The 18749-nt window shown below is 74.7% G+C and carries 16 protein-coding genes and 1 pseudogene; 7 read left to right on the top strand and 10 right to left on the bottom strand.

Annotated elements, in window-relative coordinates:
- Positions 1-107: 107 nt before the first annotated feature.
- A complete protein-coding gene (locus tag OG823_RS04925) occupies positions 108-1142 on the bottom strand; it encodes a Gfo/Idh/MocA family protein (protein ID WP_371477824.1) in 1035 nt (344 codons plus the stop codon).
- Positions 1143-1346: 204 nt separating this feature from the next.
- The gene (locus OG823_RS04920; RefSeq protein ID WP_371477822.1) at positions 1347-3137 is read right to left on the bottom strand and encodes a condensation domain-containing protein; all 1791 of its coding nucleotides are present in this window, start codon (positions 3135-3137) and stop codon (positions 1347-1349) included.
- A gap of 139 nt (positions 3138-3276) precedes the next feature.
- On the opposite strand from OG823_RS04920, the gene OG823_RS04915 reads away from it, so the two are divergent.
- Entirely contained in the window at positions 3277-5190 is a 1914-nt protein-coding gene (locus OG823_RS04915; RefSeq protein ID WP_371477820.1) for an amino acid adenylation domain-containing protein, read from the top strand.
- A gap of 69 nt (positions 5191-5259) precedes the next feature.
- On the opposite strand, the gene OG823_RS04910 is transcribed toward OG823_RS04915, so the two are convergent.
- On the bottom strand, positions 5260-6405 hold the full coding sequence (locus tag OG823_RS04910; RefSeq protein ID WP_371477818.1) for an acyl-CoA dehydrogenase family protein: 1146 nt from the start codon (positions 6403-6405) through the stop codon (positions 5260-5262).
- Positions 6406-6629: 224 nt separating this feature from the next.
- Entirely contained in the window at positions 6630-7397 is a 768-nt protein-coding gene (locus tag OG823_RS04905) for a (2Fe-2S)-binding protein (protein WP_371477816.1), read from the bottom strand.
- Between the two features lie 273 nt (positions 7398-7670).
- On the opposite strand from OG823_RS04905, the gene OG823_RS04900 reads away from it, so the two are divergent.
- A complete protein-coding gene (locus OG823_RS04900) occupies positions 7671-7880 on the top strand; it encodes a hypothetical protein (RefSeq protein WP_371477815.1) in 210 nt (69 codons plus the stop codon).
- A gap of 473 nt (positions 7881-8353) precedes the next feature.
- Here OG823_RS04900 and polX read toward each other — a convergent pair whose 3' ends face one another.
- Together polX and OG823_RS04890 are read right to left on the bottom strand one after the other, a co-directional pair.
- Positions 8354-10108, bottom strand: coding sequence for a DNA polymerase/3'-5' exonuclease PolX (gene polX, locus OG823_RS04895; protein ID WP_371477814.1), 1755 nt, complete (start codon positions 10106-10108; stop codon positions 8354-8356).
- Between the two features lie 197 nt (positions 10109-10305).
- A complete protein-coding gene (locus OG823_RS04890) occupies positions 10306-11121 on the bottom strand; it encodes an SAM-dependent methyltransferase (protein ID WP_371484308.1) in 816 nt (271 codons plus the stop codon).
- Positions 11122-11574: 453 nt separating this feature from the next.
- On the opposite strand from OG823_RS04890, the gene OG823_RS04885 reads away from it, so the two are divergent.
- Positions 11575-12024, top strand: coding sequence for a hypothetical protein (locus OG823_RS04885; protein ID WP_371477813.1), 450 nt, complete (start codon positions 11575-11577; stop codon positions 12022-12024).
- Positions 12025-12186: 162 nt separating this feature from the next.
- Positions 12187-12393 (top strand): hypothetical protein, encoded by a 207-nt coding sequence (locus OG823_RS04880; protein WP_371477812.1) that lies wholly within the window; start codon positions 12187-12189, stop codon positions 12391-12393.
- Positions 12394-12741: 348 nt separating this feature from the next.
- On the opposite strand, the gene OG823_RS04875 is transcribed toward OG823_RS04880, so the two are convergent.
- Both OG823_RS04875 and OG823_RS04870 read right to left on the bottom strand, forming a co-directional pair.
- Positions 12742-13446, bottom strand: coding sequence for a DUF6629 family protein (locus OG823_RS04875; RefSeq protein WP_371477810.1), 705 nt, complete (start codon positions 13444-13446; stop codon positions 12742-12744).
- A 311-nt stretch (positions 13447-13757) separates the two neighbouring features.
- Positions 13758-14618: a DMT family transporter gene (locus OG823_RS04870; protein WP_371477808.1), complete on the bottom strand. Its 861-nt coding sequence runs from the start codon at positions 14616-14618 to the stop codon at positions 13758-13760.
- 324 nt (positions 14619-14942) lie between these two features.
- On the opposite strand from OG823_RS04870, the gene OG823_RS04865 reads away from it, so the two are divergent.
- Positions 14943-15206: a dsRBD fold-containing protein gene (locus OG823_RS04865; protein ID WP_371477805.1), complete on the top strand. Its 264-nt coding sequence runs from the start codon at positions 14943-14945 to the stop codon at positions 15204-15206.
- Positions 15207-15337: 131 nt separating this feature from the next.
- Here OG823_RS04865 and OG823_RS04860 read toward each other — a convergent pair.
- Both OG823_RS04860 and OG823_RS04855 read right to left on the bottom strand, forming a co-directional pair.
- A pseudogene (locus OG823_RS04860) lies at positions 15338-15968 on the bottom strand (MFS transporter); the annotation flags it as partial.
- 55 nt (positions 15969-16023) lie between these two features.
- Positions 16024-16662, bottom strand: a complete 639-nt coding sequence (locus OG823_RS04855) for a cyclopropane-fatty-acyl-phospholipid synthase family protein (protein WP_371477804.1) — start codon at positions 16660-16662, stop codon at positions 16024-16026.
- A gap of 241 nt (positions 16663-16903) precedes the next feature.
- On the opposite strand from OG823_RS04855, the gene OG823_RS04850 reads away from it, so the two are divergent.
- Together OG823_RS04850 and OG823_RS04845 are read left to right on the top strand one after the other, a co-directional pair.
- On the top strand, positions 16904-17446 hold the full coding sequence (locus OG823_RS04850; RefSeq protein WP_371477803.1) for an HD domain-containing protein: 543 nt from the start codon (positions 16904-16906) through the stop codon (positions 17444-17446).
- Between the two features lie 176 nt (positions 17447-17622).
- Entirely contained in the window at positions 17623-18609 is a 987-nt protein-coding gene (locus tag OG823_RS04845) for a LacI family DNA-binding transcriptional regulator (protein ID WP_371484307.1), read from the top strand.
- The last annotated feature ends 140 nt before the right edge of the window (positions 18610-18749 follow it).

The raw sequence follows: 18749 nt of genomic DNA, 5'->3' as shown, positions 1-18749 counted from the left end.
CCGGTTGCTCCGTGACGGCCATTGTGGAGCGGGCCGGGCGCGGGCGCACCGGACGCGCCGCCCGACCGAGGGGGAACCGGGCGGACGTCCCGGCCCGCCGGGCGTGCTCAGACCGGTTCGCCCGGGTAGCGCAGGCCGATCCGGCGGCGCACCGTGTCCAGCGTCGACATCACCGCGAGCGTCCCGTCCAGCGGGACCAGGGGGGATTCGCGCTCGCCCGCGCGAAGGCAGCGCATCACCTCCGCCGCTTCATGGGTGTAGCCGTGGCCGGGACCGCGCGGGAGCCGGAACTCCTCCGGCTCGTGCCCCTGTCGGTGCAGCACGAAGGACTCCGGACGGTAGAAGTCCCGGGGGATCTCGATCCGGCCGAGCGTCCCGCCGATCTCGGCCCGCTGGGCGCTGTCGGAGACGATCGAGCAGGACAGGACGGCGTGCGCCCCGTCCGGATGGCCGAGCACGATGCCGGTGTGGTCGTCCACGCCGTCCTCGGCCACCCGGCCCAGCGCGAGGACGCTGTCCGGGGCGCCGAGCAGCAGCTGCGCGAACGCGACCGGGTACACACCGACGTCCAGCAGCGCGCCACCGCCCGCCGCCGGGTCACGCAGCCGGCCCGACCCGCCGGCCGGCGCGACGAAGCCGAAGTCGGCACGCACGGTGCGCACCTCACCGATCGCACCGTCGGCGATCAGCCGGGTCAGCCGGCGGATCGTCGGATCCAGGTAGGTCCACATCGCCTCCATCAGGAACACGTCCCGCTGGCGGGCCAGTGCCACCAGGCGCTGCGCCTCGGCCAGGTTGAGGGTCAGCGGCTTCTCGCAGAGCACCGGCTTCCCGGCCGCCAGCAGCAGGGCCGTGGCGTCGTGGTGACTGGCGTGCGGGGTGGCGACGTAGACGACGTCGACCTCCGGGTCGGCGGCGAGCTGCTCCCAGCCGCCGTACGCCCGGGCGATGTCGTGGCGGTCGGCGAAGCGCCGGGCGGACTCCTCGGTGCGGGAGGCCACGGCGGTGATCCGGGCGTCGGGCAGCAGGGCCAGGTCCTCGGCGAAACTGGTGGCGATGGCTCCGGTGGCGAGGATGCCCCAGCGGACGGGGGCCGGTTCGTCGGCGCCGGTGGGGCCGGTGGGAATGACGGGGGCTGTCATGGTGCCCGATCTGATCCGGGCCGGCCGCTCGGTACGGCCGGCTGGTGCCTCGTGGCAGCATAGGCGACCGATTTGGGAGCGCTCCCATGCGCGGCTCCGGGGCTCCGGGCCGGGGCTCCGGCCACCGGGCCCGGTCGCCGTCAGCGGTCGGCCGGGGCCCCGGAGCCGCGGAACAGCCCGCCGCCGGTTCGCTCCGGTGGTCCGTCAGCAGGCCGGGGCGGTGCGCCCGTCGCCTTCGAGCAGGACCGGGAGCGCGCGCCACCCGGCGGGGTCGGCCGGATCGGCCGGGACGCCGTCGGTCACCACGTAGTGGTGCGGTGCCATCACGCTGGGGCGGCCGGGCAGCGCGGCCACGCAGGCGGCGTGGATCCGGGCCAGATCGGCGGTGGACCGGCCCGGGGCCGCTCCGGCGGCCGGCGGCGCTCCGGGCCCGGCCGGGCGGGGGAGGGCGAGATGGCACACCAGGCGGTGGCCGAGCGCCACGTCCGGTTCGGCCGACACCCGGAACGCGGGCCGATCGGTGCCCGGCAGTGCGGTCAGGACGTCCGCGAGCAGCGCGTCCAGCTGGTCCAGGTCGATCCAGCAGCCGTCCGAGACCCGCCAGCGGGCGCCGCGCACCACCGCCGCGAGGCCGGTGATCCGCTCGATCTCGTCGAGCCGGACGTCGCCTCCGGCGGCCTCGATCAGCAGGGCGGCGATCCCCTTGCCGAACAGCTCCGCCTCGTGGGCGGCGAGCCGGGAGGGATTCGCCCACAGGGAGAGGTCGAGCTCGCCCTCCAGACGGAACACCCAGAGCATCAGCTCGACGCCGATCGGCTCGGCCGGCAGCCGGGTCAGCTGGATCTCCTGGTCAAGATCGCGCGGATCCGCTCCGCCGCGCAGCACCCCGCCGTCCAGCCCGAGCGGGCTGAGGTCGTTGAACACGCAGTCGCGGGCGTAGCGCGTGCCGCGCTCGTGGCCGGTCCTGTCGATCGCCTCCCAGAGCTCGGTCGAGTCGAACCAGCTGTTCGGGTAGGCGAGTTGGGATCTCTTGCGAACCCTGCGCGCAAGGGCCTCGAAGCTGCCCGCGTCGACCGGCACCGAGAGCAGCGCGTCCTGGGCCACCGTGCCGACGTAGTCGGTCAGTTCGGGCAGATACCGGTTGGCCGACAGGGTGGTGACCAGTGCCTGGCGGTGGCCGGTGCGGTGGGCCGTGAGGGCGCACAGGGCGGCCAGTACGAGGGTGGAACGGGTGACGCCGGTGCGCGCGGAGAGCACCTCCAGTGCCGCCGCGGCCGCGTGGGAGCGGATCCGCAGGCGCGGGGTGCGGCCCTCGCCGGGCTCCCGGGCGGGGCCGGCGGGCGTGGGCACCGCGAACATCGCCTGGGGGGCGCTGCGCAGTTGTCCGGCCCAGTAGCGCAGCGAGGAGGCCGCCCGGCGCAGGCCCTCGGGAGAGCGCTCGATCCACGCGAGGTCCACCGGGCGCACCTCGGCGGGTTCGGGCAGTGGCGAGCCGGCGAGCAGGGCCAGCCACTCGCGGCGCAGCAGACCGAGCGCACTGGCGTCGAGGGCCGCGTGGGACAGCACGAGCACCAGGTGGACCGGCCGCCCGGCGTCCGTGACCACGGCGGCCCGGACCGGCCACTCGGCGGCCGGGTCGAAGCGGACGGCCCGCAGTCGCAGGCCGAGCTCCTCGGCGAAGAGCGCTGCGTCACCCCGGGCCGCACAGACCCGCACGGTCAACTCGCCCGCCGCGTGCACCTGCTGGTGCCGCTCGGGGCCGTCCGGGTAGGTGGTGCGCAGGGATTCGTGCCGGGCGTGCAGCGTGGCGAGGGACTCGGTGATCCGCTCCAGGCCCAGGCCGGGCGGCAGCTCCCACACCACGTGCATGTTGATGTGCGAGGGATCGTCCCGCCCGACGCAGCGCAGCATGTTGGCCTGCCCCATGGTGAGCGGGCCGGAGCGCTCGGCCCGGCCCTCGAAGCGCACCGTGTGGATCGTACCGCTCTCGAACATCCCAGCCCTCTCACCAATCGCCGGTCCGGCGGGCCGCCGTCCTGAATTGGTATAGACCTAGTCTGTCCTAATGGCCCGTCAATGGTCCAGACCTCCCCTAGAATCCACGCGTCCGTCCACCGATCACTGGAGCTGAGACATGCGCGAGAGCGCACTCGCACCCGCACGCCCCGCACCGCCTGCCGGTCACCTCGGAGCGCACCGCGTGCTGCCGGCGACCACCGTCCTCGGACTCTTCGAGGGGCATGCCGCGAGGACACCCGAAGCTCCCGCGCTGACCTGTGGCGATGAGCAACTCACCTACGCCGGGCTGAACGAGGCGGCGGAGCTGCTGGCCGACCGGCTGCGAAGCCGCGGCGTCGGCCCGGGACGCCGGGTGGCGGTCCACCTGGAGCGGTCCGCCGACCTGGTCGTCGGCCTGCTCGCGATCTGGAAGACGGGCGGCGTCCATCTCCCGGTCGATCCAGCGCTCCCGTCCGGCCGGGTCGATTTCCTCCTGGACGACTCGAACGCCGAACTCCTGCTCACCGCCGAGGAGTCGGCGGACCCACGGGAGATGAACGGTCGGGCGCTCGTCCTGCTGGACGGGCCGGCCCGGCTCCGGGGCGACGGGGCGGGGGAGCCGCGTGCGGGCGCTCGCGCCGAGGCGGGCGCGGACGGCGACGCACCGGCCTACGTCATCTACACCTCCGGCTCCACCGGCCGCCCCAAGGGCGTCCGGGTGGGTCACCGCGCCCTGCTCAACGTGGTGCTGGAGCTGGCCAAGGAGATGCCCTGCGGTCCCGGGGACCGCTGGCTGGCGGTGGCCGCGGCCGGATTCGACATCTCGATGGCGGAGCTGAGCGTTCCGCTCGCCACCGGCGCGGAACTCGTCCTCGCCACCGACGGACAACTGCGTGATCCCCGCGCGCTGGTCAGGTTGGTCCGCGAGCGCGGCATCACCCGGATGCAGGCCGTCCCCTCGCAGTGGCGGCTCCTGCTGGACGCGGGCTTCCACGCTCCCGGGCTGGTCGCGATGGTCGGGGGCGAGTCGCTGACCGTCAACCTCGCGCGCGAGTTGCGCGCCCGGGTGGCCGCGCTGTTCAACGGCTACGGGCCGACCGAGACGACCGTTCTCTCCACCCTGTGGCGGGTGCCCGAGCAGGTGGTGGACATCTCGATCGGCGGGCCGATCGCCAACACCCGGCTGTACCTGCTGGACGAGGACCGGGTGCCGGTCGGTCCGGGTCTGGCGGGGGAGTTGTGCATCGCCGGCGCCGGTGTGGCGCTTGGTTACGCGAACCGGCCCGAGCTGACCGCGGAACGCTTCGTCCCCGAGCCGGGCAGACCCGACGGCTCCGTGATGTACCGCACCGGCGACCGCTGCCGGTGGCGCGCGGACGGGCTGCTGGAGTTCATCGGCCGGGCGGACGGGCAGGTGAAGATCCGGGGCCGGCGGATCGAACTCGGCGAGGTGGAGGCCGGACTGGGCGCGATGCCGGGGGTCGCCGGGGTTGCGGTGGCGGTCCACGAGCAGGGGGCCGGCGGGCCGGCGCTCGTCGCGTACCTGGTGGCGGACGCGGGGGCGCCGTCGCCGACCGCCGCCGAGGTCCGGGAGTTCGGCCGGACCGTGCTGCCGTCGTCGATGGTGCCGAGTCTGGTGGTCGTGCTGGACCGCTTCCCGCTCACCGCGAACGGCAAGGTCGACCGCCGGGCCCTGCCGGACCCAGCCGCCCCGGGCGGGACCGCCGTGCCGCTCGCCGCCGTGCCGTCCGCGGCAGGTTCGGGCACCCCGGCCGATCCGCCCGAGCCGGCCCCGCGGCCGCAGCCCGGCCGCGGACCCTCGGGCCTGCTGGCGGAGGTCTGCGAGATCTGCCGGGAGGTGCTCGGTGTCGAGCGGGTGCTGCCCGGTGACGACCTCGCCGACCTCGGTGGCCACTCGCTGTCGATGATGCAGATCGCCGGTCTCATGCACACCCGCTGGAACGTGGACATCCCGGTGGAGCTCTTCTTCGACCACGACACGGTCGCCGAGATCGCGGAGGCGATCGGGCGGATCAGGGCCGGCTCCTGATGGCGCCGGTCGACCGGCGGATCGCGGTCGACCGGCCGGCGCCGACCGGGGATCGGCCCCGCGTCGACGTCAGACCCCGAGCGAGCGGCCGATCATCTCCTTCATGATCTCGTTGGTCCCGCCGTAGATCGGCATCATCCGGGTGTCCAGGAAGGCCCTGGCCACTGCCTGTTCGCGCATGTAGCCGTAGCCGCCGTGCAGTTGGAGGCAGCGGTCGACCACCCTCTTCTGCAGGTCCGTCGTCCACCACTTGGCCCGGGCCGCCGTGACCGGATCACGGCGTCCCGCGTTGTGGTCGAGAACGCAGCGGTCCACGTAGGTACGGGCGATCTCCAGTTCGGTGGACATCTCGGCGAGTTCGAACCGGATGTGCTGGAAGCCGCCGATCGGCTGCCCGAACGCCGTCCGCGTGCGGCAGTACTGCAGAGTCGCGGCGAAGACGGTCTCCGCTCCGGCCACGGCGGTGGCGGCGATGCTCAGGCGCTCCCGCTGGAGGTTCTCCATCAGGTGTCGCAGTCCCCGGTCCGGCCGCCCCAGGAGGTTGGTCACCGGGACGCGGACCTCGTCGAAGAAGAGCTCGGCGGTGTCCTGCGCGTGCTGGCCGATCTTCTCCAGCGGCCGGCCCCGGTCGAATCCGGGCATGCCCCGCTCCACGACCAGCAGGGAGATCCCGCCGCGCAGCCGGTCCGCCGGGTTCGTCTTGGCCGCGACGATCACCAGGTCGGCGTGGATTCCGTTGGTGACGAAGGTCTTCGCTCCCGTGAGCACGTACGCGTCGCCGTCCAGGACGGCGCTCGTGGTGATCGCCTGCAGGTCGCTGCCGGCGCCGGGCTCGGTGATCGCGATCGCCGAGACCAGATCGCCCGAACAGAATCCGGGCAGCCAACGCCGCTGCTGCTCGGGTGTGGCCAGCTGGTTCAGGTAGGGCGCGACCACCTCGTTGTGCAGGCCGAAGCCCATGCCGCTGGCGCCCGCCCGGATCAGCTCCTCGGCCAGCAGGATCGGATAGCGGATGTCCTCGGTGCCGCCGCCGCCGTACTCGGGTGCCACGTCGAAGCCGAGCAGACCGGCCCTCCCAGCCGCCCGCCAGACGTCCCGGTCGACCATCCCGGCCCGCTCCCAGTCGGCGTGGTGGGGGGAGATCTCGCGGGCGATGAACAACCGCGCCATGGCGGCGAAATCCCGGTGTTCGGGGTCGAGGACGTGATCCTGCATCTGACGCTTCCCTTCGAGGGGGGCCGGCTCAAGAGGTCTAGACAACAGTCCGTGCCGGGGAAGCGTAGCGCCCTGTTCCGGGTGGGGGTGACGGCGTCTCAGATCGGGGCGGCGGGCAGCTCGCCACACCCCGGTCTGGGCGATCGCCGCCGGGCCGGGCCGCGGCCGGCGCGTGCACGGGCCGCGGCGCCCGCGCCGGACCTCCGCCGCGATGCCCGGGGGTGTCAGGGCCGTGCGGGCCGCGCCGGGGGAGCGTCGAACACGCAGTCGCCGCAGATGCCCGCGCCGGGTCCGACGCGGTAGTACAGGCAGCAGCTGGTGCGCCGGAAGGCCGGCGGCCCCGCGGCCCCGGTGCAGGTCAGGGTGCCCGCGTCGGCCAGTGGATCGAGCGCGAGGAGGTCGTCCGTGAAGCGGTGGGCGGCGCGGGCGGCCGCCGGACGCGTGCCGCAGACGTGCTGGTGCAACACGCGCAGTGCGCCGGCCAGCGCGGAGGCGGCGTTCCCCCACAGGAGTCCCTCGGACACCGGCGTGACGGACCGGACCGCGGCCGCGAGCGGTACCAGGTTCTCCGCGACGACCACGCGCCGCAGCTCGACGGCCGACGCCGGCCGCGTCGCCGGGCCCGCGGCGGGCAGCCACAGGTCGATCGGACCCTGGGGCGGGAGCGCCGCGTGGGTGCGGTCGGGGTGAAGGTCGGGCACGGCGGCGCCCAGTACCGCGGCGCCGAGCGCGACGGACCAGAGTCGGGCGGCCAGCCCGAGGTGCAGGACGGAGGCGGCCACCCGCGGTTCGGCCGTGCCCAGGCGCTCCGCCACCAGCGGGATCCGCTCGGCCAGCGCGCTGCCCGGCCCGGTCGCGTACAGCTCGCGCAGTGGCCGGAGTCCGGCGGGCGGTGGCTCGCCCGGGACGCCCTGCCGGACGGCGAAGTACGGGCCGACGGCCGCGAGCAGGCCGGTCGGCGCGTCGCCGGAGGCCGGTCCGGGGTCGGTCACGGCGGCCCCCTGAGCACTCCGGCGGATTCGGTACGGCCCGATCCTACGGCTCGCGGGCGCGGGCAGGGCCCGTTCCGGCCCGTCGCTCCATGCCGACCTGCGGGCCCCGGCTCGCGGGCGCTGGCAGAACCCGTTCCGGCCCGTCGCCACCGTGTGGGGTAGCCCGTTCGAGCGGCCCGGCGGCGCCGGCGAGGGCACGTCGGTCCCCACCCGTGTCCACCGCGGCCGACGGCGGTTGATCAGTCCAGTACACCCCTATCTGCGGAGGTCCTGATGCGTACCGTCATCCGACTCGTCCTCGCCGGCGCCGTTCTCGGCGCGGTGGCCCTGGCCGCCGGGACTCCGGCCGCCGCGGCGGCCGACCCGGCCCCGGCACGGCAGGAGCACACCTACAGCATTCCGGTCGGGGCGATCACCGACCTCGGGGACCTCACCAAGGTGGCCAACCTGGGATCCGACCTCGCCGGGCTGCTCGGCCACTGAGCCCGCCGTCGCGCCGGCCGGTCGCGCGGGCCGTCCGAGCCCGGCCGGCGTACCCCGACTGTCGTACGGGGGAGGGTGGACCGGGCTGACCGGCCGGGGTCGTCCGCCGACCGGGCTGACCGGCCGGGGTCGTCCGCCGACCGGGCTGACCGGCCGGGGTCGTCCGCCGACCGGGCCCGCCCGGGGCCCCGGCCGGCGGACGGGCCCGGACGGACGGGTACCTGCGAGGAAGGGGGGTGGCCTCCGGACCTGATCACTGTCCTCCGGCCGTTCGGTTCGATCGTCGACCGAGGTACCAGCGGCAGACCTCGATCTGTCGCCACTGCCTCCTGCGGTCGAACTTCCCTCGTCCACCTCGCAGGTCCAGTTCCATCATGCGCCTGCCGCCCTCGCCGCGCCAGGGTTGAACGTCCACGAATCGGGACAATTCCCACCGGAGGGCTTCTGTCGGAGGGCTCCCGCCGGGAGCGTGCCTACCGGGACGGCTCCTGCGGGGCCGAGGGCTTCGCCAGGAAGCGCTTCAGGCGCTGCCAGGGCCAGCAGTTGATCACGTCCTCCGTGGTCAGCCCGGCCCGCTGCGCGGTGCCGATCCCGTACCGGGGGTATCCGAGCTGGGCCGTGGAGTGCGCGTCGCTGTCCACGGCGAAGCGGACGCCGAGTGCCTTCGCCCGCAGGACGTGTTCGTCGCGCAGGTCGAGGCGGTGCGGCGACCCGTTGACCTCCATCGCGGTACCGGTCCGGGCGCAGGCCCGGAACACCTCGTCCAGGTCCACGTCGATCGGTGCGCGGCGCCCGATCAACCGGGTGGTGGGGTGCCCGATCACATGGACGTGCGGGTTCTCGCAGGCCCGGATCAGCCGACGGGTCTGGGCCGCCCGGTCCAGGCCGAAGTGCGAGTGGACGGAGGCGACGCAGACGTCGAACCCGGCCAGGAAGTCGGCCGGCCAGTCGACGCCGCCGTCCGGGCCGATGTTCAGTTCGGTGCCGTGCAGCAGCCGCATCCGCCGGTGGCGGCCGGCCAGTTCGCGCAGACGCTCGCGCTGGGCGAGCATTTTCTCGTCGGTCATCCGCTGCATGATCAGGTCGGGTGCGTGGTCGGTGACGGCGTAGTACGCGTACCCGCGCCGCGCCGCCGCCGCGACCATCTCCTCCAGCGTCGCCAACCCGTCCGTGAGGTCGGTGTGGGTGTGCAGGTCGCCCCGCAGGTCGCGTTCGGTCACGAGGACCGGTAGCTCGCCGCGCAGGCCCGCCTCGATCTCGCCCCGGTCCTCGCGCAGCGGCGGGGCGATCCACGGCAGGCCGAGCGCCGCGTAGACCTCCTCCTCGGACTCCGAGACGATCTTGTCCTCGCCCCGGCCGTCCTTCCCGTCCTGGAACAGTCCGTACTCCGAGAGCTTGAGCCCGGCCTTCACGGCCATCGTCCGCAGCCGGATGTTGTGCGCCTTGGAGCCGGTGAAGTAGAGCAGGGCCGCCCCCCAGTCCTCGACCGGCACCACCCGGAGGTCGACCTGCAGGCCGGCCGTGGTGCGGACGGAGGTCTTGGTGGGGCCGCTGCCGATCACGTCCGCGACGTACGGCAGGGCGGTGAACGCCGCCATCAGCGGTGCGGAGTCCTCGGCCGCGGCGAGGACGTCGATGTCGCCGACCGTCTCGCGCATCCGCCGCAGCGAACCGGCGTGCGCGCAGCGGACACACCCCGGCACGGCGGACAGCGCCGTCACGATCTCCTCGGCGGTCGCCGACGCGACGTCGAGCCCCACCCGCCCGCCGGCCGCCCGCCGCAGTTCGATGCCCTGCAGGATCCGGGCCGCGCTGCGTTCGCCGAAGCCGGCCACGTCGCGCAGCCGATCCGCCCGGATGGCCTGCGCCAGCTCCTCGACCGACCCGATGCCGAGGTCGCGGAAGAGCGCCATGGCCTTCTTCGGACCGACCGTGGGAATGCTCATCACCTCACGCACCCCGGACGGGATCCGCGCGCGCAGCTGCTCCAGCTGCTCGATCCGCCCGGTGGCCAGATAGCCCGCGATCTTCTCCGCGGTGGACTTCCCGACCCCGGGGATCTGCTGGAGCCCCTTGACGTCCAGCCCCGCGACGTCCTGCGGGTGTTCGCCGACCGCTCGGGCGGCCTTCTCGTAGGCACGGGCCCGGAAGGCGTCCCCGCCGGTGATCGAGATGAGGTCCGCGTACTCCTGGAGCAGCGCCTGGACCTCGCCGTTGAGCCGGGGCATGGCGCCCAGTCTAGGCCGGGTCGGCGGCTCCGGCCGGGTGGGCGCGCCGGCCGGGCGGGGGCGGGCGGGGAGCGGGCGCGGGCGGGGAGCGGGCGCGGGCGGGGCGGCGAATCCCGGCCCGCTGCGCGGTGCCTCCGCGCCCCCGGTCCGCTCCGCCGCCCCTCGGGTGATCGGCTCGTGGAGCCCGGCCCGACGGATCAGCCCTTGCGGGCGACCCCCGCGTAGCCCGGGGCCCAGGCCTCGGCCGCCTCCGCGTCCTCCGGACGCCACTTGGGCACGGCCACCACGCCGGGTTCGAGCAGTTCCAGGCCGTCGAAGAGCCGCAGCACCTCCGGATGCGTACGAGGGCTGACCTGAGCGGCGGCCTTCTGGTAGGCGGCCTTGCCGGCCACCGCGTGCTCCGGCGGGTCGAAGTCGCCGGTGGCGTGCGAGAGGATCAGGAAACTGCCGGGGGCGAGCGCGTCCAGCAGGGTGGCGACGATGCCCTGCGGGTCCTGCTCGTCGTCCACGAAGTGCAGGACGGCCACCAGCATCAGCGCGACGGGCTGCCCGAAGTCGATCGCCTCCTGGACCCGGGGGTCGGCCAGGATCGACTTCGGGTCGCGCAGGTCGGCCTGGAGGACGGTGGTCGCGCCGTGGCCGGGGCCCGCCATCAGGGCGCGGGCGTGGGCCAGCACGATCGGGTCGTTGTCGATGTAGACGACCTTGACACCGGGATCGACCTGCTGGGCGACCTCGTGGGTGTTCCCCGCCGTCGGGATGCCGGTGCCGATGTCCAGGAACTGGGTGATGCCCTCACCGGCCACGTACCGCACGGCCCGCTGCAGGAAGGCCCGGTTGGCGCGGGCGGCCGAGGGAGTGTTGGGCGCGAAGGCCAGCACCTGCTCGGCGGCCGCCCGGTCGGCGGGGAAGTGGTCCTTGCCGCCGAGGAAGTAGTTGTATATCCGTGCGGGGTGGGGTATTTCGGGCCGCAGGTCACTGGGCGGCCGGATGTCCTCCGCCGACTGGTTCATCCACGTGTTCTCGGCCATGGCTGCCTCCGCGCTCCTTGATCGCTCCCGGTCGTCGATCAGGATAGGCCCGCCGCGTCCGGTACGCGACGACCCGTCCCAGTCCTCGGTACGGACAACCTGCTCGCGGCGTGCTCCATGTGACGCACAGTCTGCTCGAACGGGGTCGCGCCCGGTACGGCGGCGGCCGGGCGCGGAGGTCCGGACACGACCGTCCCGCCGCGCCCGGCCCGGCGGGGGCCGGGATCGGGTACGGCGGGACGGGCGGTGATCGGGCCGATCCGTGCTGGGGGAGGGGAGGTGAGCGGGCCGATCCGTGCTGGGGGAGGGGCGGTTCAGCCGGTCGGGAGTCCGCCGGCGGGTATCCACGGCGGAGCCGACGCACTCGTCGGCGAGGACGGGACTCCCGCAGCCGAGGATGCCGATCGGGCCACTGCCGAGGGGGAGGCGCTCGGCGTGGGGGACGCGGACGCGGACGCGGATACGGACGGCGACGGCGATGCGGAGGGTGACGGGGACTCCGACGGCGACCCGGACGGGGAGGGCGACGAGGACGCGGTCGGGGCCGCGCTCGGGCTCGCCGTTGCGGTCGGGCTCGGGCTCGGCGTCGGCTCGGGGCTCGGGGCCCCGGTGGCGGTCGTCGCCGTGCTCGCGGTGGGCCGCCGGGTGGCGGTCGGCGAGGGGCTGGGCTTCGGCGTCCTGGTGGCGGTCGCGGCGGTCGCGGCTGTCGTGGCGGTCGGGCCGGGAGCCGCCGTCGTGGTGGGGGCCGGCGTGGTCGGCAGGGTCGCGCTCGCCGAGGTGGAAGCCGTGGGGGTGGGGGTCGTGGGGGTGGGGGTCGGCGTCGTGCTGCCCGAGGTGAAGGTGCCGATCGGGCTCAGCTGCTTCCAGACGTTGCCGGCCCGGTAGGCGACGAAGTACGTGTACCGCCCGGCGGGGAAGGTCCGGTGGCCGGGTGTGAACGTCGTCTGCGTGCCGCCCAGGGTGGTCCGGATCGCTCCGGGGAAGTCGTAGTTCGCGCCGTTCGCCGCCCGTACCGCGATGGTCAGGCTCTGCAGGTCGATCTGCTCGGTGGCGTGGACCCTGGCGGTCGCGGCCACCGGGCCGGCCGTCGAGGGCGAGCCGGAGCTGAGGGTCAGGGAGTCGACGACCACCGGAGTCGTCGCGGCCTGGGACTGGACGGCCCAGGTGGTCGCGCCGGCCGCCACTGCGGCCGTGGCGATCCCGGCCACGGCCCACTTCCAGGAAACCGGCTTGGTCCGGCGGTGTTTCGCGTGATTGAACATCCTGTGGGGCACCTTTCCTACCCCCCCGTCACCATGGCGGGCTCCCTCGCCGGCAGGAGCGGATGCGAGCCCGATGAAGGAGGAGCCTGCGGCAGCGAGGCCGCCCGGCGCAACCTCCTGGATCGGCGGAAGCCGCTCAGTGGGCGGTCGTTCGTCAACAAAGTGCCTGGTGGGGAGGGATCCCCGGTGGCGCGGGCGGGCCGATGTGAGGTCGGGCACAGGTGACCGAGGCCACAGCGTGTTCGTTCGCCTAATCCGATCCGATCCGATCCAGTCCGATCCGAGCGGCAGGCCGACTCGACCGTCGGCCCGGTCGGCCCGGTCGGCCCGGTCGGCCCGGTCAGTCCGGTCGGTTCGGTCCGCTCGGTTCTGTGCGCTCCGGAGCGGGCCGGGCGTCCAGCACCGGCGCCTCGGGGTGTCCGTCGTGGCGTACCCACTGGAGCAGGACGACGCTGACCAGCGCGGCCAGGGCGCACCAGGTCGACGCGAAGGCCAGTCGCCACAGCAGCGCGCTCAGCGCCGCGCCGCCGGCGGTCAGCAGGCCGAGCAGCCGCAGCCGGCGGTCGCCGCTCAGCAGGAGTGAGCCGACGGTCGCCAGCAGGTAGCCGCTCAGCAGCACCGGCGCGTAGGGGATTCCGACCGCGTACGTCAGGGTGTGCCCGTGCTCCTCGGCGGCGACCGGATGGCCTGCCACCACCAACGCCAGCGGCACCGCGACGGCGACCCCGACGACGGCCAGAGCCGCGCGTAACCGGCGCCCCTCGGAGGACCGTACGGCGCGCTGGACGCCGACCGCGACGAGGGCCGGTAGCAGTGGCAGCGCGATCACCGCCCAGGCCGTCCGCGCCCACTGGGCCGCGTCCGGCCCGATCCGGCCCTCCGCGCCGAGCCAGACCGCCGCCTCGATCAGCTGGTGGATGCCGAGAACCAGCGGAAGTGCGGCCAGCGGCAACTGTCCGGCGCGCCGGACGGCTGCCAGACAGGCGAGCCCGAGACCACTGACGACGACGCCCGCCACCAGGTCCGCCTCGGCACTCCAGCACATCGGGGCCTCCCGCCGCGACCGGTCCGCAGGGGCGGCCGGCCAGCGACCACGATAGGACGGCGGCCGCCGGAGCGCGGAGCCGAACCGCGGGCGCTGCGGCCGTTGCGGTGACATTCCCGCCCGGCTGCCCTTCCCCGCCCGCACTTCCTCCGGCCGGGGCCCGGGCCGACCCCCACCCCCGCCCGCCCCTGCCCGGCGGCCGCTCGGGCTGCGGGCGCGCCGCTCCACGACTGCGGGCCGCGCCGCGCCGCTCCACTACTGCGGCACAGCGGTCTCGGGCCGCGCCGCTCCCCGACTGCGGCACAGCGGTCTCACGGCTGCTTCGCGGAGCCCGGCATGGCCGGGTGGCGGCCGAGCACCACCACGCCGACCACGATGCAGAGCAACCCGGCCGCCTCCCAGGCCAGGGCGCCCGGAGTCACCCGTAACCGGTCGCCGAGAAAGGCCACCGCGCAGGCGATGCCGGTCAGTGGCTGGGCGGCGGTGAGGGCCGGCAGCGACATCCGCAGCGGCGCGGCCTCGAAGGCGGACTGCACCAGCAGCAGTCCGACCACCCCGGCCGCGAGCACCGCGTACGGCTCCCAGGTACGCAGCACCTCGGCGACGCCACTGGTGTCCAGCCGCTGGGCCACCGTCCGGGTGAGGGCGTCCTGCAGGCCGTACAGCAGGCCGGCGGCCAGCGCGAGCAGGGTGGCCTCCTCCAGCAGCGGCATCCGGCGGGCGGAGGAGACCAGCAGCAGGCTCAGGCCGCTGATGATGCCGACCGTCAGCCAGTGCCGCAGGGCGCCGGCCGGGGTGCCGCCGCCCTGCGGCTGGCCGGCCACGATGAAGGCGGTCACGCCGACGCCGAGCAGGACCACGCCGGCCCAACCGGAGCGGCCGAGCGACTGGCGGGTGAGGACCCGGGAGAGGCCCATCGCGAAGAGCAGATTGGTGGCCAGCAGTGGTTCCACCAGCGAGACCTCGCCCTTGTCCAGGGCAAGAGCGCTGAGCACCAGGCCGCCGACCATGAACGCGGTGCCGAGCAGCCACTGCGGCATCCGGAGGAGGTCGAGCAGCAGGCGCCAGTGCAGCAGGTCGGCACGCGGTGCCCGCTGGGCCGCCTGCTGCTGGAGGACGAACCCCAGACCCAGGCAGCAAGCCGCGCCGAGCGCCAGGAGGAAGACCGCCACGGAGAACCACCCAAACGGCTCGCGGCCGCGCCGCGCCCGTGCCGGTCCGACCCGGACCGATGCCGCGACGCGCTGTCGTCAGCCTACCGCCGGGGGCCCGGCGGGGCCGGTTCCGCCACCGGCGCGCGGGTCGCGTGCCGGTGCGGGTGGGGCGGAGCGGCCGAGCCGTCGGGAGCCGAGCCGGCGAGGCGGCCGGACAGGGCGCGCGAGTGTCGGGACCGGGTGGCCGGACCGGGGGCGCCGCGCGGGCTTGTCGCCGGGCCCGGCCGGGCGCACGCTGGTGGGAGCGGTGTCACAGTGGGGCACGGTGCCAGGAGGTGCGGCATGCACAACCAGTGGGACGTGGAGTTGAGCTTCGAGGAGGACGGCGTGCACACGGCGTGCGAGGCACGCCTGGTGGGTGCGCGGGCACCGGGCCTGAACGCCCACGGGGAGGCCGTGCGCAGCGCCGACGACCGGCCGCTGGCCCGGATCGGCGAGGAGATGGCGGCGGCGCGTGCGCTGGAGAACCTCTCCCGCAAGCTGCGCTCGCAGGTCACCGGTGAGATCGACGACGAAGGGCACCGGCCCGCCTATCTGATCTACTGACCGGCCTGACCGGCCTGACCGGCCTGGCTGCCCGGGTGCGAGCCCGGTGGTGCGGGGCCCGGACGACAGCCCTCCGAGCCCGCGCCCTCCAGCGTGGTGCTCCACTCGCGGCGGGGGAGGCCCGCCGCGAGCAGAGCTCCGAGCCCGGCGGCTGCCGCGAGCACCGACAGGGTCGAGGCCATCGCGGGCACGGAACGCGTCGGCGGCGCTCCCGCCGCCGACTGCGGGCGGGCCGGCAGAGTCGTTCCGTCCTGGAGGAGGCCGACCAGGGTGTCCACCATGCAGAACAGGGCCACCGCGAGCAGTGCGGCACCCGACGGATCGAGCCGGGTGGCCGCCGCCCGTGGGTGCGCCGGGGCCCGTACGGCGAGTGCCTGGACGCCTACCGCCAGCGCCGGCAGGACGTTGAGCAGGAAGACGGACCGCCACCCGAACTGGCCGGCCAGGGCCCCGCCGACGACCGGGCCCGCCGCAGCCGCCAGGCCGGTGGCGCTGGTCCGCAGCGCGATGGGCATGCCGATCCGCTCGGGCGGCTACGCGGCGCGCAGCATTCCCGGCGTCGCGGGTTGCAGCAGGGCGCCGAACACCCCCTGCGCGACCCGCAGGCCGATCCACCCAGCCGATTCCGGGAGCCAGACCGATACCGGCCGAGGTGGCGCCGATCGCGAAGAGCCGCTGGTGGCCGTAGCGGTCGCCGAGGCTCCCGGCCAGGACCAGCAGGTTCGCGACGGCGACCAGATACCCGGTGCTGGTCCACTGGAGCGGGCGATCGCCGTCCCGCACCTGGTCCGGCCCGCGCCCGCTCGGGGGCGGTCGGTCACACGGTCAGGCGCCGCACCTTGACGGTGTTGTCCGTCCGGCTGCCGGGCTTCCCGTCCGGGCCGATCTGGCTGCGCTCGTGCTCCGCGCACACCAGGACCTCCCACCGCCCGTCCGCGAGCGCGAGCTGCGCCAGGACCTCCTCCGGCCCGGGCAGGTGGACGTCCCCGTGACCGGGCTGCTCCCAGTGCGGCGCCCCCGAGTGGCCGACCACGAGCAGTACCCCGCCCGGCGCGACCGCGGAGGCGGCCGTCCGCAGGATCTCCTCGCGCGGCAGCTCGCCGCGTGAGTGCAGGAAGTGGGCCGAGACGAGCTCGAAGAGGCCGGCCGGGAACGACGCGCCCAGGTCGTGCCGTTGCCACTCGACGCGGTCGCCGACACCGGCGTCGGCGGCGTGCCGTGCCGCGCGGTCGAGCGCGACCTGTGAGATGTCGGTCGCGGTGACCAGCCAACCCTGTCGGGCGAGCCAGATGGAGTCCCCGCCCTCGCCGCAGCCCAGATCCAGCGCCCGGCCGGGCGCGAGGCCGTCCACCTCCCGGACCAGTGCGGCGTTCGGCTCGCCGCTCCAGATCCGCTCGCTCTCCAGGTAGCGGGCGTCCCAGAACTCCTGGCCGGAAGCGGTGTCGTCGTCGATCATCAGGGGGTGACTCCTTCGTGTCCGCGGGACGTGCTCTGCGGGCCGGAGGAGATCTCTCCGCCGTTGCTCCCGCCTGCCGCCATGCTGCGGGTCGCCCCGGTCCTCCGACAAAATCCGTTGCCGGTTCGGCAAACCGGACACCGGCGGACCGGACACCGGCAAGCCGAACACCGGCGGACCAGGGCCTCGCCACCGACCCGCGCGGCCGGGCGGCGCCGGAGCGCTGGCTAGCATGGCGGCCATGGGAGTGCTGAGCCTTACCGAGGTGGAGACGATCGCGCGCCGGGCCCACGCCGGCCAGGTCGACAAGGCGGGCCGGCCGTACGCCGAGCACCTGGCGGCCGTGGCGCGCGGGGTGCGCGAGCGAGGCGGCAGTGCGGAGCAGATCGCCGCCGCGTGGTTGCACGACGCGGTGGAGGACGACGCGCTGTCCCAGGAGTGGCTGGACGCCGCGCGGTTGCCCGAGCAGGTCAAGGCGATCGTCGGGGCGCTCACCAAGCGGTCGGGGGAGCCGCAGCAGGACTACGCGGCCCGGATCCTGGCGACGCCCGGTGCGTTGCTGGTCAAGCAGGCGGACCTGGCCCACAACGCCGATCCGGTGCGGCTCGCGGCCCTCGACGAGCGGACCGCCGCCCGGCTGACCGCGAAATACGCGCGTATGCGCGGCCTGCTCGGTCTGCTCGGCCCGGCGGCGGTCGGCCCGGCGGCAGCGGTCGACCCGGCAGCGGTCGACCCGGCAGCGGTCGACCCGGCGGCGGTCGAGCCCGGGAGTCCGGCCGGGTGAGCGTGGTCGCAGGGAAGCCCGTTCGTGTCCGGTTCGCGAGCAGTGCCCGCTCCTTGCTTTGTTAGCGTGCACAAATACACTCTCGGCAGCACACATGAGAGAGTCGTGGTGCCGAGCCGACAAGGGGGCCACGAGTGGCAGCAGGAAGCGCCGAGCCGGATTCGCGCCAGCCCGTCATGGCGGACGTGGCGAGGGTCGCCGGGGTGTCCCACCAGACGGTGTCACGGGTGCTGAACGGAGCGCCGCACGTACGCCCCGACACCAGGGACCGGGTGCTCGCCGCCATCCGCGAGCTGGACTACCGGCCGAACTCGGCGGCCCGCGCGCTGGTCACCCGTCGCTCCCAGACCCTGGGCGTCGTCAGCTTCGCGAGCGCGCTGTACGGGCCCGCCGCCATGCTGGACGGCATCGAGCAGGCGGCCCGCAGTGCCGGGTACTTCGTCAGCGTGGCCAGCCTGCGATCGTTGGACAGCCGCTCGCTCCAGGAGGCGGTGGACCGCCTCCGTGATCAGAGCGTCGAGGGCATCGTCGTCATCGCGCCGCAGATCTCCGCCGTCAGCGCGGTGGCCAAGCTCTCCAGCACGGTGCCGGTGGTCGCGGTGGGTTCGGGCAGTCAGTCACGGGTGCCGATGGTGGCCGTGGACAACGAGGCCGGCGCGCTCGCCGCCACCCGGCACCTGTTGGACCTCGGGCACGAGACCGTGCACCATGTCGCCGGCCCGGCCGGCTGGTTGGAGACCAGGGCCCGGCAGGACGGCTGGCGCCGCGCCCTGGAGGCGGCCGGCGCGCCGGTGCCACAGGTGCAGAGCGGCGACTGGAGCTCCCGCTCCGGGTACGAGGCCGGCCTGCGGATCGCCACGGATCCGGAGGTCAGCGCGGTGTTCTGCGCCAACGACCACATGGCGCTCGGTCTGCTGCGGGCGCTGCACGAGTCGGGGCGGACGATCCCCGGCGCCATCAGTGTGGTCGGGTTCGACGACATCCCCGAGGCCGCGTACTTCACCCCGCCGCTCACCACCGTGCGCCAGGACTTCGGCGAGTTGGGCCGACGGGCGCTGGAGCTGCTGGTGGAGGAACTGGCGGGAGTCGGGCATGCCCGCAGCCACGTCCTGATCTCGCCCGAGATGGTGCTTCGCCGCAGCGCCGGGCCCGCCCCGCGCTGAGCCCGGCACGCCGGGCCCGCCCCGCGCTGAGCCCGGCACGCTGAGCCCGGCACTTTGAGTCCTACATGCTGAGCCCAGCACCTTGAGCCCCGTGCGCGGAGCCCGGGCCGTGCCCCGCCCCCGCCCTTGCTCCGGGCGGC

It is taken from the genome of Kitasatospora sp. NBC_00315, from assembly GCF_041435095.1.
Classification (GTDB): domain Bacteria; phylum Actinomycetota; class Actinomycetes; order Streptomycetales; family Streptomycetaceae; genus Kitasatospora.
This window is presented reverse-complemented; position numbering and strand designations above follow the sequence as displayed.

Coding starts and splice junctions, on each gene's coding strand:
- OG823_RS04855 (WP_371477804.1), bottom strand. CDS start 16,662: ATGATCGACGACGACACCGCTTCCGGCCAGGAGTTCTGGGACGCCCGC.
- OG823_RS04875 (WP_371477810.1), bottom strand. CDS start 13,446: ATGTGCTGGAGTGCCGAGGCGGACCTGGTGGCGGGCGTCGTCGTCAGT.
- OG823_RS04900 (WP_371477815.1), top strand. CDS start 7,671: ATGCGTACCGTCATCCGACTCGTCCTCGCCGGCGCCGTTCTCGGCGCG.
- OG823_RS04845 (WP_371484307.1), top strand. CDS start 17,623: ATGGCGGACGTGGCGAGGGTCGCCGGGGTGTCCCACCAGACGGTGTCA.
- polX (WP_371477814.1), bottom strand. CDS start 10,108: ATGCCCCGGCTCAACGGCGAGGTCCAGGCGCTGCTCCAGGAGTACGCG.
- OG823_RS04890 (WP_371484308.1), bottom strand. CDS start 11,121: ATGAACCAGTCGGCGGAGGACATCCGGCCGCCCAGTGACCTGCGGCCC.
- OG823_RS04915 (WP_371477820.1), top strand. CDS start 3,277: ATGCGCGAGAGCGCACTCGCACCCGCACGCCCCGCACCGCCTGCCGGT.
- OG823_RS04850 (WP_371477803.1), top strand. CDS start 16,904: ATGGGAGTGCTGAGCCTTACCGAGGTGGAGACGATCGCGCGCCGGGCC.
- OG823_RS04910 (WP_371477818.1), bottom strand. CDS start 6,405: ATGCAGGATCACGTCCTCGACCCCGAACACCGGGATTTCGCCGCCATG.
- OG823_RS04865 (WP_371477805.1), top strand. CDS start 14,943: ATGCACAACCAGTGGGACGTGGAGTTGAGCTTCGAGGAGGACGGCGTG.
- OG823_RS04925 (WP_371477824.1), bottom strand. CDS start 1,142: ATGACAGCCCCCGTCATTCCCACCGGCCCCACCGGCGCCGACGAACCG.
- OG823_RS04920 (WP_371477822.1), bottom strand. CDS start 3,137: ATGTTCGAGAGCGGTACGATCCACACGGTGCGCTTCGAGGGCCGGGCC.